The organism is Neorhizobium alkalisoli, from assembly GCF_007829835.1.
Lineage (GTDB): Bacteria > Pseudomonadota > Alphaproteobacteria > Rhizobiales > Rhizobiaceae > Neorhizobium.
Genome location: NZ_VIWP01000003.1, coordinates 270123 through 285185, shown reverse-complemented (window position 1 = coordinate 285185; position 15063 = coordinate 270123). Strand labels below are relative to the sequence as shown.

The window sequence follows — 15063 nt, the reverse complement described above, 5'->3', positions numbered from 1 at the left end:
AACGATTGGGAACAGCATAAGGCGGACCTTCATCGACACCGATAAAAGCGGGCGATGCGGGAAATTTCATACTGGGGGTGTGGCAGGCCATGACGGCCGGCCGCCCATTTCTTTATCAGGAGAGAAGGGCATGGAAAGTTCATCTTCCGGCGTCAGCTACAAGAAGGCTGATGCATCCTATTTCGAAAAACGCGGGTTATCGCGGTATGCGGGCGTCTGGTCGCTTTGGGCACTCGGCGTCGGCGCGGTTATTTCAGGACATTTTTCCGGCTGGAATTTCGGCTTCGCCACGGGCGGCTGGGGCGGCATGCTGGTGGCCGGCACGATCATCGCCATCATGTATCTCGGCCTGACCTTCTCGATCGCCGAGATGAGCCCGGCTCTGCCGCATACGGGGGCCGCCTATTCCTTCGCCCGCACGGCGATGGGTCCCTGGGGCGGTTTCATCACCGGCCTTTGCGAAAATGTCGAATATGTGCTGACACCGGCGGTCGTCGTCACCTTTATCACCGCCTATGTGAACTCGATCCTCGGGCTCGACGCGGCCTATTCGCCGCTGATCTGGATCGTCTTCTACGCGATCTTCTTGGGCCTCAACGTGTTCGGCCTGGAACTGTCGTTCAAGGTAACGCTGGTCATCACGGTGATTTCGCTCGCCGTCCTCGTCTTCTTCTGGATCAGCGCCATTCCCAACATGAACTTTTCGCGTTGGGCGCTGAATATCGGCGTTGGTCCTGATGGGGCTGCAATCGAGCTTCCGGAAGGCAATGGCTCGTGGTTCCCCTTCGGCTTTTCGGGCGTTCTCGCGACGCTGCCCTTTGCCGTCTGGCTGTTCCTCGCCATCGAGCAGTTGCCGCTGGCCGCGGAAGAATCCGTCGATCCGAAGCGTGACATGCCGAAGGGCATCATTCTCGGCATGCTGACGCTGATGCTATCGGCCTTCATGATCGTGCTGCTGAACCCGTCTTTGCCGGGCGTCGGCGCCTTCCATCTTGGTTCGGCGCTGGAGCCGCTGCTCGACGGGTTCAAGGCGGTCTATGGCGATAGTGGCGTGGTCGTGCTCGGTCTCGTCGCGCTGACCGGCCTGATCGCGAGCTTCCACACGATCCTTTATGCGCAGGGCCGGCAGATCTACTCGCTGTCTCGCGCCGGTTATTTCCCGACCGTGCTTTCGGTCACGCATCCGACGTTCAAGACGCCTTATGTGGCTATGGGTGCCGGTGCTGCAGTCGGCCTTGCGGTCATGCTGGTCATCTGGTTCTCGCTCGGCGCAGAACAGGGCGGCAGCATTATCGGCAGCGTGCTGCTCAATATGGCGGTGTTCGGCGCCATGTTCTCCTACATCATGCAGGCGATCTCCTTCATCATCCTGCGCAAGAAACTGCCGAATATCGAGCGGCCTTTCCGCTCGCCGCTCGGCATTCCCGGCGCCGTGCTGACGATCATCATCGCCGTCGTAACGCTCTTCTACCAGATCCAGGATCCGAACTTCACCAAGGGCGTGCTCTGGGTCGTTCTGTGGTTTGCCCTGGCGATCGCCTATTTCGCGATCGTCGGTCGCCACCGGCTGATCCTCTCTCCGGAAGAGGAATTCGCCATGGAACACAAGCAGGCAGCTTCGCTCGCCTGATCTCCACATCAATCGATGCGGCTCGCTTTGTGCGGGCCGCATCTTTCATTTTCCTCGGGAGGGAAGACCAATCATGAGCAGCAGCTATTCCTTCGACGACCTGAAGCTCGATGTCGCCGCCGGCCGCATCGATACCGTCATTGCAGCGCTCGTCGATATGCAGGGAAGGTTGATGGGCAAGCGGTTCCAGGCGGAATATTTCGTCGAGAGCGCCTATCACGAGACCCATAGCTGCAACTACCTGCTGGCGACCGATCTCGAAATGGAGACGATCTCCGGCTACAAGTCGTCCAGCTGGGAGCAGGGTTATGGCGACTATACGATGAAGCCCGACCTTTCGACCCTGCGCAAACTGCCCTGGCTCGAAGGTACTGCGCTGGTTCTCTGCGACGTCTATGATCACCATACCCATGAAGAAGTGCCGCATTCGCCGCGGGCGATGCTAAAGAAGCAGGTGGCGCGGCTGAAGGACATGGGCATGTCGGCCTTCATGGCGACCGAGCTCGAATTTTTCCTGTTCGACCAGACCTATGACAGCGCCCGGGAAGGCGGATACCGCAACCTGAAACTCGCCAGCGCCTATAACGAGGACTACCACATTTTTCAGACCACCAAGGAAGAAGAGGTGATGCGGGCGATCCGCACCGGCCTGCAGGGCGCCGGCATTCCGGTCGAAAATTCCAAGGGCGAGGCATCCCCCGGTCAGGAGGAAATCAACGTCCGTTACGCCGATGCGCTGACCATGGCCGATAGGCATGCGATCATCAAGAATGCCGCCAAGGAGATCGCGTGGGGCAAGGGCAAAGCGATCACCTTCCTCGCTAAGTGGAATTACTCGGCGGCCGGCAGTTCCTCTCATATTCACCAGTCCCTCTGGAGCGCGGACGGCACGACGCCGCTGTTTTTCGACAAGGCTGGCCAGCACGGCATGTCGGATGTGATGCGCCACTATATTGCAGGCCTGCTCGCCCATGCCGGCGAGATCACCTATTTCCTCGCGCCCTATATCAATTCCTACAAGCGCTTCATGGCCGGCACGTTCGCGCCGACCAAGGCCGTCTGGTCGAAGGACAATCGCACCGCGGGTTATCGTCTCTGCGGCGAGGAGACGAAGGGAATCCGCATCGAATGCCGGGTCGGCGGCTCGGATCTCAATCCCTATCTCGCCATGGCAGCCCTTCTTGCGGCCGGCATGGACGGCATCGAGAAGAAGCTGGAGCTGGAACCTGCCTTTGTCGGCGACGCCTATATGGGCAAGGAAATCCGCGAAATCCCCAAAACGCTGCGTGATGCAACGGCATTGCTCGATGGCTCGCAACTGCTGCGCGGCGCTTTCGGCGACGATGTCATCGACCATTATGTCCGCGCCGCACGCTGGGAACAGGAGGAATACGACCGGCGGGTGACCGATTGGGAAGTGGCGCGTGGCTTCGAGAGGGCTTGAGATAATCGCAATTCGGCGGTGTGATTGTTGAGTTTTTCTCGATAATCGCCTAGGTTGAATTCTGCTTATCGGAGATTGATGCCATGGCAAAGATCGACAGCGACTGGTTCTACAAAAAGCTCAAGGAAAACGGTTCTTCCGCCAGCGAGCTTGCCCGCTACCTGAACCTCGACCCGAGTTCCGTCTCGCGCATGCTGAAGGGCGAGCGCAAGATGAGCGCCGAGGAGCAGGATGGGGTTTCTGCTTTTCTGAGTGTTCCTTTGGAAGTCGTCGCGATCCATCGCCGCGGCGAGGGAGAGTTTTACGGCTTGGGCGAGCGAAAGCAGGAATCGTATTCTGCGGGCAGCGGTCCGCCGGATCCGGATCCGTCTCGGAAGATGTTCGGCGAAGAGGACATTATCTACAAGGACGGCAAGCGCTGGATGGAAAAAGAGGATGGGACACTCGTTGAGCTGCATCCCGCCTATGGCTGCATGAAGGGGACGATCACCGTCATGCCGGGCGTGGATCTGACCGCGCCGATGGACTGGGACGGTTATGAATGGGGCGAGAAGCTCTACAATGAATAGTCCGTTTCTCGTCGATACGTGTTTCGTGATCTGGATGTCCCAGAAACAGGATCTGGCCTCCGAGGCATTGTCTTCTCTGGGGCAAAGCCGGGAACGTGGCATTCCTGCCTTCGTATCCGCGGCGACAGCGTGGGAGATGGGTATGCTGCTGGCGAGGGGGCGTATCCATGAAAGCAGGCCGGCCCAGCAATGGTATGACGACTATCTGCGCGATGCAGGTTTTGTCGAGCAACCGGTCAGTTCGGCGATCTTCATCGCCTCTTCCTTTCTGCCCAAGCCGATTCACAAGGACCCGATTGACCGCATCCTGATCGCCACCGCTCGCGAACACGACCTCACCATCATCACGCGCGACCGCGCTATTCTCGATTACGGCGCTGCGGGCCATGTCCGCACGCTGGCCTGCTGATTTATCCGGAGGAGTTTCATGACAATCATCCAATGCATTTCGCCGGTCGACGGCTCGGTTTATGCCGAGCGGCCGGCGATGCCTTATGAAGAGGCCTCGGCCGCCGTCGGGCGAGCCCGCAAGGCGCAAAAAGCCTGGGCGAAACGGCCGCTGGAGGAGCGGGTGCAGCTGGTGCTGAAGGGCGTCGCCCGGCTCAACGAAATGGTCGACGAGGTCGTGCCGGAACTCGCCTGGATGATGGGGCGGCCGGTGCGTTACGGCGGCGAGTTCAAGGGGTTTAACGAGCGCTCGAACTATGTCGCGTCGATCGCGGCGGATGCGCTGGCACCACTGCGCATCGAAGACAGCGCGTCCTTCGAGCGCCGGATCGAGCGTGAACCGCATGGCGTCGTTTTCGTCATCGCGCCCTGGAACTATCCCTATATGACGGCCATCAACACGGTGGCGCCGGCGCTGATGGCGGGTAATGTCGTCATCCTTAAGCATGCGGCGCAGACGCTGCTGGTCGGCGAGCGCATGGTGCGCGCCTTCGTCGAGGCCGGCGTGCCGGAAGACGTGTTCCAAAATGTCTTTCTCGATCACGAGACGACGGCAAAGCTGATCGGCGAGGGGCTTTTCAACTTCATCAACTTTACAGGCTCCGTCGAAGGCGGACGAGCGATCGAGCGGGCGGCGGCCGGCACGTTTACCGGTATCGGGCTGGAGCTCGGCGGCAAGGATCCGGGCTATGTGATGGAGGATGCCGATCTCGACGCTGCCGTCGACACGCTGATGGATGGCGCGACCTATAATTCCGGCCAGTGCTGCTGCGGTATCGAGCGCATCTATGTGAACGAAAAGCTCTACGACGCCTTCGTCGAAAAGTCGGTCGCCTGGGTGTCGAACTACAGGCTCGGCAATCCGCTCGATACGGAGACGACGCTTGGACCGATGGCCAACAAGCGGTTCGCTAAGGCGGTGCGCGAGCAAATTTCCGACGCCGTGTCGAAGGGCGCCAAGGCGCTGGTCGATCCCAAACTGTTCCCGGCAGATGATGGCGGCGCCTATCTCGCGCCGCAGGTCCTCGTTGATGTCGACCACTCCATGCCGTTCATGCGCGAGGAGACGTTTGGGCCGGCTGTCGGCATCATGAAGGTGAAGGATGATGCGGAAGCGATCCAGCTGATGAATGACAGCCGTTACGGGCTAACGGCATCGCTTTGGACGAAGGATGCGGAACGGGCAGGGCGGATCGGCGCGGAGATCGAGACGGGTACCGTCTTCATGAACCGCTGCGACTATCTCGACCCGGCGCTCGTCTGGACCGGCGTCAAGGAAACCGGGCGCGGCGGTTCGCTCTCGGTTCTCGGTTTCCACAATCTCACCCGCCCGAAATCCTATCATCTGAAGAAGGCCACGTCATGAACATCACAGCCAACTGGAGCTACCCGACCGCGATCAAGCTTGGCCGCGGCCGCATCAAGGAATTGGCGGATGCCTGCAAGACGCTTGGCCTGAAAAACCCGCTTCTGGTCACTGACCGGGGACTGGCGGCGATGGCGATCACCGGCCATGCGCTCGATATTCTCGATGAGGCCGGGTTGGGCCGGGCGATCTTTGCAGATGTCGATCCCAATCCGAACGAGAAGAACCTTGAGGCCGGCATCAAGGCCTTCAAGGATGGGGGCCATGACGGTGTGGTTGCCTTCGGCGGTGGCTCGGGCCTGGATCTCGGCAAGCTGATCGCCTTCATGGCAGGGCAGACACGGCCGGTCTGGGATTTCGAGGATATCGGCGACTGGTGGACGCGTGCCGATGCTTCGAAGATTGCGCCGATCGTCGCCGTGCCGACGACTGCCGGAACCGGTTCGGAAGTCGGCCGGGCAGGGGTGCTCACCAATTCCGCAACCCATGTGAAGAAGATCATTTTTCATCCAAAACTTCTGCCCGGCGTGGTGATCTGCGATCCGGAACTGACGGTCGGCATGCCGAAGGCGATCACTGCCGGTACCGGCATGGATGCCTTTGCCCATTGCCTGGAAGCCTATTCCTCGCCTTTCTATCACCCGATGTCGGGCGGCATTGCGCTCGAAGGCATGCGGTTGGTGAAAGAGTTTCTGCCGCTCGCCTTCAGGGACGGGCAGGATCTGGAAGCACGCACGAACATGATGTCGGCCGCGGCCATGGGCGCGGTTGCCTTCCAGAAGGGGCTTGGCGCCATCCATTCTCTGTCGCACCCGATCGGCGCCGTCTACAACACCCATCACGGCATGACCAATGCCGTCGTCATGCCGGCCGTGCTGCGTTTCAACCGCCCAGCAATCGAGGAGAAGATCGCCCGCGCCAGCGCGTATCTCGGCATTTCGGGCGGCTTTGACGGGTTTTATAATTACGTGCTTTCACTTCGTTCCGAGCTCGGGGTGCCGGACAATCTGACGGCGATGGGGATCAAGCCTGACCGAATCGACGAGTTGGCGGCCATGGCGATCGAAGACCCGAGCTGCGGCGGCAATCCGGTGCCGATGACGCTGGAGAACACCAGGGCGCTGCTGCTCGACTGCTTCTGAACATCGAAAGCCTGGCCATTAACGAAACCCGGAGGCGCAAGCCTCTGGGTTTTATGCGTTTTTATCGGTGCCATAATCTTGTGGAGTAATTGTAGGTGGGTGCAAATTAATCATCCGTTAACCATGTTTGGAAAGGATGCGCTTACGACACCATGCTTTTGAGGTGTCCTCGCGAGCGATGCGGCTCAGGTTTCCTTCGAGGACAGAAATGCCAGTAATTTCGTTCGCCAATGCCAAGGGTGGTGCCGGTAAAACCACCGCCGCACTTCTGCTCGCCACCGAGCTTGCCCAGCAGGGTTATCGCATCACCGTCATCGACGCCGATCCGCAGCGCTGGATCACCCAATGGAAGGAAATCTCCGGGCCGGTGCGCAATATCGAGGTGATCTCGGAAATAACGATTGCCTCGCTGCAATGTCACTTGCGGGAAATGGCATCCCGCACCGACTATTTCATCATCGATCTCGCCGGAGCCCGTGATGCGCTGGTGACGACGGCGATCGGCCTCTCCGATCACGTGATGATCCCGGTGCAGGGGTCGGCCATGGATGCCAAGGGCGGTGCGCAGATCCTCGATCTGCTCGCGCTGATGAAGGAAAAGGCCAATCTCGATATCGCCCATTCCGTCGTCCTGACCCGCGTCACATCCATGGTCACCACCAAGGCGCTTCTCGCCATCAAGGGCCTGCTCGCCTCGCGCGGCGTTAACGTGCTCGATACGCCGATCGGCGAACGCATCGCTTTCAAGGAACTGTTCGAGACCGGCGGCACGCTGCACACGCTCGATCCGCAAAAGGCGGGCAATCTGGAAAAAGCCAGGGACAACGCGCTTTCCTTCGCACAGGAAGTGATGCGGCTGATGCCGGTGCGGATCATCCGGTCCACCTCGCGCGTCTTCCCATTCGGTCGCAGGGCTGCCTGATCGCAAAATGATTTCGGAAGCTGCGTTCAGCCCGCAGCTTCAACGAAAACAGGGCCGGCAGCGATGCCGGCCCCGTTCGTTTATGGGGATGTTTCTTTCGTCAGTCGACGAATTCGACCGTTGTTCCCGGCTTCACCATCTTGGCCAGTTCCGTCGCATCCCAGTTGGTCAGGCGAATACAGCCATGGCTGTTGGTCTTGCCGATTTTCGACGGTTCCGGCGTGCCGTGAATGCCGTAGGTCGGTTTGGAAAGCGCGATCCAGATCGAGCCGACCGGACCGTTCGGGCCCGGCGGGATCTGCAGGATCTGGGTATTGTTGCCCTGCGTGAAGTTGATCTTCGGATTGTAGGTGTAGCCCGGATCAAACGCGATCCGCTCGACCGTGTGCATGCCGCTCGGCGAGGGCGTGTCGGTGGAACCGATCGTTGCCGGATAGGCGGAGATCAGCTGGCCGTCGGCACCATAGGCAAAAACCTGCTTCTTGCCCTTGTCGGCAAGAATACGGGTGACCTGACCGGTCTTCGGCTTGCCGGGATTGATGACCTTGATGGTCGTGCCGGGAATGGTGAAATCGACATTCGGGTTGAGCGCCTTCAGGTAGCCCTCGTCCATATGGAACTGCTCGGCCAGTTTTTCGGTGACCGACGTATATGACATGGCCGGCAGCTGCGCCTTGTGGGCGTAATCTTCCGGAATGGAGGCGACATAGGGGCCGGCCGCGTCTGCGGGCGAAATCGTATAGTCGATGATCGGCAGGCCGCCGGAATAGGTCAGGCGCTGCATGATCTCTTCGGAATTGTTCGGGTCCAGCGTCTCGCCGGTCATTTCCTGCCAGGCGGCGATCGCCTTGTTGACGTTGTCACCGAGATGACCGTCGATCACGCCGGGCGAAATGCCTTCGCGGTCGAGAAAGACCTGCAGCGCTGCAATTTCGGCCTGCGGCTTGTTCCTGACCGTGATGACCGGCTTTGCGTCATGCTGCGGCTCCAGCGCCGGCTGCTGGTCCGGATCGATCGAAGCTTCCTGCGAATAGTTCGGGTCGAGACCTTGCTGCTGCTGTTGCTGGCCATCGAGCGGCAGGCGGGTCACCGAACCCTGGCCGGGTATGCCGCCGGTGACATCACCGGGTTCTCCGCGATATTGCCGGTAGTCGCGATAACCGCCGCCATTGGTGTTCTGGTCCGCGTAACCCGGCTGATAGCCGCCGAGATTGCGCATGTTGCGGTAGCCGCCGGGTGCCGGCGGATACTGGTCGGCGGCGACCGGCCGGCGCGTGTCCTGCCGCATCTCGGTGGCAACGATATTGCCGGAACGGTCGATATAGACGCGCCGCCCCATGCCGTCACGGCTGATGATGACGTCGCGCCGATCCGGCATGTAATCGAGAATGGCGCCGTCGGGCGCGACCAGCACGGTGGACTGCGGTTCGCGATAATAACCGCCGCTCTGTGCCTGCGCCATTTGCACGCCGAAAGCGGCAGTCGAGATGGAAAGGCTGATCGTTGCAAGAATGAGGCGCTTCACGTTTTCACCGAAAGTAACAATTTGCGTCTACACTTAAGCCAAAAACCTTGTGCGTGGTTCCCGTCCTGTGTCGATTTGCTCAGACAAGGTAAATTTGACGGTAGTGTGAAAAAAGTGAATTCGTCATGAATGTACCGTTAAATTTAATCACGATCCGGCGAGACGGATTTGATGCCGGTATAAGTTTGATGAATTCAGGGGGAGGAGCATGGTCATGAAGGCATTATCGAGCGGCAAGGGGCCGGTCATCCATCTCGACGAGAGTTCCGTTCTCGATATCGGAGCATGTCTGGTCGCAGGGGTAGATATTGCGCCGGGGCGCGCCATCCCGGACGACGGCGATCCAAGGATCGATCACTCGCTGGAAGGTTTTCTGTTCACCTGCGGGCCAGATCACATCCGCCATCCGCAGCCGATCGTGGGACGCAGCGATGGTGCCAGATACCCGTTGCATGGATCCTTCTCCTCCAATCCGGCTGAAATCCTCTTCTGGGACGCGCAAGGAGATGCGGATTGCCATGCGCAGATCAGGGTTTCTCGTGCGGATGGCGGCGAGGCCGTTCTGGAGCGCCATTGGCGGATCGATGCGGAGACGGGCGAGGTCTGGCTTTCCGACAGGGTCGTCAATACCGAGGACCGGCCGCTGCCATTCTTCCACATGTACCACATGAATATCGGAGCCTGGCTGTTCGACGATGGTGTGAAATTGTCGGGATCGATGATCGAGGGCGGGAGCCTGCCGTGGAATTTCGGACCGGAACCGGGCAGCGTCTTCTGTGTCCCTGCACGGGAAGAGGGTGAGCCCTGGGCGGAGGTCGTGCTGGGCCCGATAGCGGCGCTGGATGGTCTGTCGCTCAAGGTCAGGTTCCGCACCGATACGCTGCCTTACCTGCAGGTCTGGCGAAACCAGAAGGCGCCGGCGCATGTGCTCGGCATCGAGCCGGTCTCGCATCGGCTGGCGAGCCGTGCCGAACTTGAGGAGGCAGGAGAGTTCGTCATTCTTCAGCCTGGGCAGAGCATCGAATACGGCTTGTGCTTCAGCTTCGTCTAAGTTCCCGGCGCCTGATTGACGCTTCCGGATCGCCATCGTAAAGCTGGCGCCGCATCAAAAAATGGAGGGTTCCGACATGGATATCCGCAAGATCAACGATGAGTATTCCGTTTCCGGCCAGATCACCGTCGAGGACCTCGACCAGATCAAGGCCGATGGGTTCAAGTCCATCGTCTGCAACCGTCCTGACGAGGAAGAGCCGGGCCAGCCCTATTTCGCCGATATCGCCGCACGGGCCGAAGAACTCGGCATCCAGATCCGTCATATCCCCGTCGGCCGCATGGGCCTGACGCCGGAAGGCGTGACCGAAATGGTCGATGCCGTCGAAGACTTTCAGAAGCCGATGCTGGGCTATTGCCGCTCCGGCGCCCGCTCGACCGCGATCTACGAACAGAGCCAGCGCCTGCGCGGCTGATTTTCTTTTCGCGCACGGCGCCTTAAGCGTGTCGTGCATCCCCAAAGCTCAGCATTCAGGAGCATATCCATGAGCATCAAGCGTATCGAACCGGGCGTCCGCATGAGCGGCGCCGTCGTCCACGGCAACACGGTCTACCTCGCTGGCCAGGTCGGCGATGGCGAAACCGTCACCGAACAGTGCAAGGACGCGCTCGGCGAAGTTGATCGCCTGCTCGCGGCTGCCGGCACCGACAAGTCGAAGATCCTGCAGACGATCATCTACCTCTCCGACATGTCCTATTTCGGCGAAATGAACGCTGCCTGGGAAGCCTGGGTCGACCCGGCCAACACGCCGGCCCGCGCCACCAGCGAAGCCAAGCTCGCTGCACCGAAGTACAAGGTTGAATTCGTCGTCACCGCGGCGATCTGATTCTTTTCCGGTATCACCCGGATAATAAAAAGGGCCCGGCGATTTTTCGCCGGGCCCTTTTTCATGTCTTTCGATCAGGCCTCGCCCGGGGTCATGCCGAAAAGATAAAAGGCAGCCAGGGCGAGAGCGATAAGGAAGATGACCGCGACGAAGGTCGACATGCCACCGAGAGCTTTTCGTTTCGTATCATTTGCCATGCCGTATCAACGACATGGCAAATGAAAAGTTCCTTCGATCTCTGAGCATTTGCTCAAGGTATCAACGGCGTTCGCGGATCTGCGTCAGCGTGCGGGCAGGGGTGATCGCTTCCGGATCGAGCCTGACCTCGATGATGGAAGGCAGGCCGCTTTCGCGGGCGCGAAGATAAGCCGGGCCGAAATCCTCGGTCTTTTCCACCAGCTCGCCATGGCCGCCAAAGGCCTTGGCATAGGCGACGAAATCCGGGTTGACGAGATCGGTGCCGCTGACGCGGCCCGGATATTCCCGCTCCTGATGCATGCGGATCGTGCCGTAGATGCCGTTATTGACCAGCACGGTGATGATCGGCAGGCCGTAACGCACGGCGGTGATGAATTCCTGCCCGTGCATCATGAAGCAGCCGTCACCGGCAAAGCAGACGACTTCGCGTTCCGGAAACAGTTGTTTTGCGGCGACTGCGGCCGGTAGCCCGTAACCCATCGAGCCGGAGGTCGGTGCGGACTGGGTGTTGTATTTCCGGAAACGGTGGAAACGATGCAGCCAGGTGGCGTAATTGCCGGCGCCATTGGTGAAGATGGCGTTGTCGGGCACGTTCGCTTCGATCCAGTCCATGATCGGACCCATCTTGACCGGGCCGGGGCCGCTTTCCGGCGGCGTCGACCATTTCAGATAGGCGTCGTGCATGGCCGACTTGCGCTCTGCCCAGAGCGGCAGGGCCGGCGGTTCGAGATCATTGAGGGCTGCGACGAATTCAGCCGGCGCAGCGCAGATGGCCAGATCCGGCCGATAGAGGCGGCCGAGTTCTTCCGGGTCAGGGAAGACATGTACGAGTTTTTGGCTCGGATAGGGAATGTCGAGCAGCGTATAGCTGGAGGAGGGCATTTCCGACATGCGGGCGCCGATCAGGATCAGCAGGTCGGAATCCTTGATCTCTTTTGCCAGCGCCGGATTGATGCCGATGCCGACATCGCCCGCATAGGAGGGATGCAGGTGATCGAACAGCATCTGGCGACGGAAGGAGCATCCGACCGGCAGCTTGAACTTGCTGGCAAAGGCCTGGAAATCGGCGACGGCCTGTTCGTTCCAGCGCGTGCCGCCGAGAATGACCATGGGCCGCTGGGCTGCCTTCAGCATCTTCTCGAATTCGGCAATCTGGCTCTGACCGGGATGGCTTTCAACGGGCGTGTAGGGACGCGCCTGCACGGCCTCGACGGCTTCGGTCAGCATGTCTTCCGGCAGGGTCAGCACGACCGGGCCAGGGCGGCCGGAGGTTGCGACCGCAAAGGCGCGGGTAACGAATTCCGGAATGCGGCGGGCATCGTCGATTTCGCCGACCCATTTGGCGAATTCGGTGAAGGCACGGCGATATTCGACTTCCTGAAACGCCTCGCGCTCTTTCATGTCGCGGCCGATCTGGCCGACGAACAGGATCATCGGGATCGAATCCTGCTTGGCGACATGCAGGCCGGCCGACGCATTGGTGGCGCCGGGGCCGCGGGTGACCATGCAGATGCCGGGTTCGCCGGTGAGCCGGCCCCAGCTGTCGGCCATCATGGCAGCGCCGCCTTCCTGGCGGCAGACGAGGACTTCGATGCCGCTTTCATACAGCGCGTCGAGCACGGCGAGATAGCTTTCTCCCGGCACGCAGGAAACGCGTTTGACGCCATTCGCCTTCAATGCCTCGACGATCAGTTCTCCGCCGGTCTTCATCGATTTTTCTCCTCCTCGATTGCATTCAGTTCTGCCAGGATTTCCTGAGTATGTTCTCCCACCTTCGGGCTTGGGCGGTGGTAGGATAGGGGGGTCTCCGACAGGACGATCGGTGTCCTGACGCCCGGAATGACGGTGCCATCGGCTGCCTCGAGATCGACACGCAGGCCACGTGCCTTGACCTGCGGATCCTCGAACATCTCGCCGATCGTGTTGATCGGGCCGACCGGTACGGCATTTTCGCCGCAGGCCTTCAGGAGATCCACCTTCGTCCATTTCGCCGTTTCGGCGAGCAGCAGGCTGCGGACCTCGACGCGGTGGGCGACGCGGGCTTTGTTGGTCGCGTAACGCTCGTCGTCGGCAACGGCCTCGATACCGAGAATGCGGCAGAAGCGGCGGAACTGGCCGTCATTGCCGACCGCAAGAATGATATGGCCATCCAGAACCGGGATCACTTCATAGGGCGAAATGTTCGGATGGGCATTGCCGAGCCTGACCGGCGCAATCCCGGAGATCAGATAGTTCATGTTCTGGTTGGCAAGCACGGCCGACATGACGTCGAGCAGGGCCATATCGACATGCTGGCCTTCGCCTGAGCGCATGGCATGGATGAGCGCGCCCTGTATGGCGGTGACGGCATAGATGCCGGTAAAGATGTCGGCGATGGCAACGCCGGCCTTCATCGGCTGGCCATCCGGCTCGCCGGTGATCGACATGAAGCCGGACATACCCTGGACGATATAGTCGTAACCCGCCAGATTGGCGTAGGGGCCGTCCTGGCCGAAGCCGGTGATCGAGCAGTAGATCAGTTTTGGATTGACGGCTTTCAGGCTCTCATAGTCGAGCCCGTATTTCTTGAGGCCACCGAGCTTGAAGTTTTCGATCACCACATCCGACTGTGCCGCCAGACGCCGCACGATGTCCTGGCCTTCTTCTGTCTTCAGATCGACGGCGATCGAGCGTTTTCCGCGGTTGGTGGAGTGATAATAGGCGGCCGAGAGATTTTCGCCGTCGACGCTTTCGACGAAGGGTGGGCCCCAGGCGCGGGTGTCGTCGCCGCCATCGGGATTTTCCACCTTGATCACGTCGGCGCCCATATCGGCGAGCATCTGGCCCGCCCAGGGACCGGCCAGCACGCGGGCAAGTTCGAGGACACGGATGCCGGCGAGCGGCGGCTTCTTGTCGGTGTTTGTCATGTCAGGGAACAATCGAGCTGTTGGCGGTATTGGTCACGGGTTTCATCGAGGCGACCTTGCGCTCGCGCCAGATGATATAGAGGCCGGAGGCGATGATGATTGCGATGCCCAGCCATTTTATCGCGTCTGGAAACGCGTCGAATACGAGCCAGCCGAACAGGGTCGCCGAGACGATCTCGAAATATTGCAGCGGTGCAATGACCGAGGCTGGGGCCGCCCGATAGGCATAGACCGCAAATATGCCGGACAGGGCGGCAAAAATGCCGACGCAGACCAGCCAGATAAAGGTCGTCGGATGTGGCAGCGACGGGGCAAGGAAACCGATATCGGCAGCCCAGCCGCCGAGCAGCAGCACGGCGCAGATCAGCACGCCCCAGAGTGACATCTGGAATTGCATCGACCAGGGATCTTCCTTGTGCGCAAGCGCCTTGGTCATCAAGGCGAAGATGGCGACACAAAAGGCGGTGACGATCGGCAGCAGCGCGACGTAGCCGATTTCCTGAAAACTCGGACGGATGATGATCATGGCGCCGAGAAAACCGACACCACAGGCGGTATAACGTCGCCAGCCGATCGTCTCGTTCAGGAATATGCTGGAGAGAACCGTCAGGATGATTGGTTCGACAAAGAAGATCGCCACCGCATCCGCGACATCCATGACCGCAAGGGTCGCGACGAAACAGATCATGGACAGCGTGATTACGGCTGCGCGGATCGCGTGGCTGAGGTTTTTTCGGAGCGAAAAATTTCGCCAGGTTCCGGTCCACAGGACAATCGGTGCCATGCAGAGCGCCTGGAAGAAAAACCGCGCTGCGGTGATCAGGGTCGGTGATGCATCGGCTGCGGCAAGCTTCGAGAAAATGTCCATGACCGGCGCGAAAATCATGGCGACGATCATCAGGCCAAGCCCGGTCGTGATTCCGGGGGCGGAGGAAACAGCGGGATGGGGCGATGCGGCGCTCATGTTTCTGCTATAGCCGCGAGCCGTGCCGGGTGCACTTGATGAAATGTCATGAACTCATTCCGTTCGCGTATCA

The 15063-nt window shown here is 60.1% G+C and carries 15 protein-coding genes; 10 read left to right on the top strand and 5 right to left on the bottom strand.

Annotated features, from left to right (window positions below; genetic code table 11):
• The first annotated feature begins 130 nt into the window (after positions 1–130).
• The 7 genes from FHW37_RS12195 (at position 131) to FHW37_RS12165 (ending at position 7520) form a co-directional block, all read left to right on the top strand.
• A complete protein-coding gene (locus FHW37_RS12195) occupies positions 131–1630 on the top strand; it encodes an amino acid permease (protein WP_145636626.1) in 1500 nt (499 codons plus the stop codon).
• Between the two features lie 73 nt (positions 1631–1703).
• On the top strand, positions 1704–3074 hold the full coding sequence (locus FHW37_RS12190; protein WP_145636624.1) for a glutamine synthetase family protein: 1371 nt from the start codon (positions 1704–1706) through the stop codon (positions 3072–3074).
• 83 nt (positions 3075–3157) lie between these two features.
• Positions 3158–3643: a helix-turn-helix domain-containing protein gene (locus FHW37_RS12185; RefSeq protein WP_145636622.1), complete on the top strand. Its 486-nt coding sequence runs from the start codon at positions 3158–3160 to the stop codon at positions 3641–3643.
• Positions 3636–4052, top strand: a complete 417-nt coding sequence (locus FHW37_RS12180; protein ID WP_145636619.1) for a type II toxin-antitoxin system VapC family toxin — start codon at positions 3636–3638, stop codon at positions 4050–4052. Before FHW37_RS12185 ends, FHW37_RS12180 begins: the two co-directional genes overlap by 8 nt.
• Before the next feature lie 18 nt (positions 4053–4070).
• Entirely contained in the window at positions 4071–5456 is a 1386-nt protein-coding gene (locus tag FHW37_RS12175; RefSeq protein WP_145636617.1) for an aldehyde dehydrogenase family protein, read from the top strand.
• A complete protein-coding gene (locus FHW37_RS12170) occupies positions 5453–6598 on the top strand; it encodes an iron-containing alcohol dehydrogenase (protein WP_145636615.1) in 1146 nt (381 codons plus the stop codon). Before FHW37_RS12175 ends, FHW37_RS12170 begins: the two co-directional genes overlap by 4 nt.
• 208 nt (positions 6599–6806) lie before the next feature.
• On the top strand, positions 6807–7520 hold the full coding sequence (locus FHW37_RS12165) for a ParA family protein (protein WP_145636613.1): 714 nt from the start codon (positions 6807–6809) through the stop codon (positions 7518–7520).
• Between the two features lie 100 nt (positions 7521–7620).
• On the opposite strand, the gene FHW37_RS12160 is transcribed toward FHW37_RS12165, so the two are convergent.
• Positions 7621–9045 carry a L,D-transpeptidase gene (locus FHW37_RS12160; protein WP_145636611.1) on the bottom strand — a complete coding sequence of 475 codons (1425 nt, stop codon included), beginning with the start codon at positions 9043–9045 and terminating at the stop codon, positions 7621–7623.
• Positions 9046–9259: 214 nt separating this feature from the next.
• On the opposite strand from FHW37_RS12160, the gene FHW37_RS12155 reads away from it, so the two are divergent.
• The 3 genes from FHW37_RS12155 (at position 9260) to FHW37_RS12145 (ending at position 10922) form a co-directional block, all read left to right on the top strand.
• Positions 9260–10096 carry a DUF4432 family protein gene (locus FHW37_RS12155; RefSeq protein WP_145636609.1) on the top strand — a complete coding sequence of 279 codons (837 nt, stop codon included), beginning with the start codon at positions 9260–9262 and terminating at the stop codon, positions 10094–10096.
• 76 nt (positions 10097–10172) lie between these two features.
• Positions 10173–10511 carry a TIGR01244 family sulfur transferase gene (locus FHW37_RS12150; RefSeq protein ID WP_145636607.1) on the top strand — a complete coding sequence of 113 codons (339 nt, stop codon included), beginning with the start codon at positions 10173–10175 and terminating at the stop codon, positions 10509–10511.
• A 69-nt stretch (positions 10512–10580) separates the two neighbouring features.
• Positions 10581–10922, top strand: a complete 342-nt coding sequence (locus FHW37_RS12145) for a RidA family protein (protein ID WP_145636605.1) — start codon at positions 10581–10583, stop codon at positions 10920–10922.
• Between the two features lie 74 nt (positions 10923–10996).
• Here the strand turns inward: FHW37_RS12145 and FHW37_RS34470 are convergent, their stop codons facing one another.
• The 4 genes from FHW37_RS34470 to FHW37_RS12130 all read right to left on the bottom strand — a co-directional run bounded on the left by FHW37_RS34470 (position 10997) and on the right by FHW37_RS12130 (position 14990).
• Positions 10997–11119, bottom strand: a complete 123-nt coding sequence (locus tag FHW37_RS34470; RefSeq protein WP_281407247.1) for a hypothetical protein — start codon at positions 11117–11119, stop codon at positions 10997–10999.
• Positions 11120–11180: 61 nt separating this feature from the next.
• Positions 11181–12830: a thiamine pyrophosphate-binding protein gene (locus tag FHW37_RS12140; protein ID WP_145636602.1), complete on the bottom strand. Its 1650-nt coding sequence runs from the start codon at positions 12828–12830 to the stop codon at positions 11181–11183.
• A complete protein-coding gene (locus FHW37_RS12135; protein ID WP_145636600.1) occupies positions 12827–14026 on the bottom strand; it encodes a CaiB/BaiF CoA transferase family protein in 1200 nt (399 codons plus the stop codon). Before FHW37_RS12135 ends, FHW37_RS12140 begins: the two co-directional genes overlap by 4 nt.
• Position 14027: 1 nt before the next feature.
• The gene (locus FHW37_RS12130) at positions 14028–14990 is read right to left on the bottom strand and encodes a DMT family transporter (RefSeq protein WP_145636598.1); all 963 of its coding nucleotides are present in this window, start codon (positions 14988–14990) and stop codon (positions 14028–14030) included.
• Positions 14991–15063: the final 73 nt, after the last annotated feature.

Excerpts from the sequence above, each read along its gene's own strand:
- FHW37_RS12140 (WP_145636602.1), bottom strand. The coding sequence starts at position 12,830 with ATGAAGACCGGCGGAGAACTGATCGTCGAGGCATTGAAGGCGAATGGC.
- FHW37_RS12185 (WP_145636622.1), top strand. The coding sequence starts at position 3,158 with ATGGCAAAGATCGACAGCGACTGGTTCTACAAAAAGCTCAAGGAAAAC.
- FHW37_RS12165 (WP_145636613.1), top strand. The coding sequence starts at position 6,807 with ATGCCAGTAATTTCGTTCGCCAATGCCAAGGGTGGTGCCGGTAAAACC.
- FHW37_RS34470 (WP_281407247.1), bottom strand. The coding sequence starts at position 11,119 with ATGGCAAATGATACGAAACGAAAAGCTCTCGGTGGCATGTCGACCTTC.
- FHW37_RS12155 (WP_145636609.1), top strand. The coding sequence starts at position 9,260 with ATGAAGGCATTATCGAGCGGCAAGGGGCCGGTCATCCATCTCGACGAG.
- FHW37_RS12150 (WP_145636607.1), top strand. The coding sequence starts at position 10,173 with ATGGATATCCGCAAGATCAACGATGAGTATTCCGTTTCCGGCCAGATC.
- FHW37_RS12190 (WP_145636624.1), top strand. The coding sequence starts at position 1,704 with ATGAGCAGCAGCTATTCCTTCGACGACCTGAAGCTCGATGTCGCCGCC.
- FHW37_RS12130 (WP_145636598.1), bottom strand. The coding sequence starts at position 14,990 with ATGAGCGCCGCATCGCCCCATCCCGCTGTTTCCTCCGCCCCCGGAATC.
- FHW37_RS12175 (WP_145636617.1), top strand. The coding sequence starts at position 4,071 with ATGACAATCATCCAATGCATTTCGCCGGTCGACGGCTCGGTTTATGCC.
- FHW37_RS12170 (WP_145636615.1), top strand. The coding sequence starts at position 5,453 with ATGAACATCACAGCCAACTGGAGCTACCCGACCGCGATCAAGCTTGGC.
- FHW37_RS12195 (WP_145636626.1), top strand. The coding sequence starts at position 131 with ATGGAAAGTTCATCTTCCGGCGTCAGCTACAAGAAGGCTGATGCATCC.
- FHW37_RS12135 (WP_145636600.1), bottom strand. The coding sequence starts at position 14,026 with ATGACAAACACCGACAAGAAGCCGCCGCTCGCCGGCATCCGTGTCCTC.
- FHW37_RS12145 (WP_145636605.1), top strand. The coding sequence starts at position 10,581 with ATGAGCATCAAGCGTATCGAACCGGGCGTCCGCATGAGCGGCGCCGTC.
- FHW37_RS12180 (WP_145636619.1), top strand. The coding sequence starts at position 3,636 with ATGAATAGTCCGTTTCTCGTCGATACGTGTTTCGTGATCTGGATGTCC.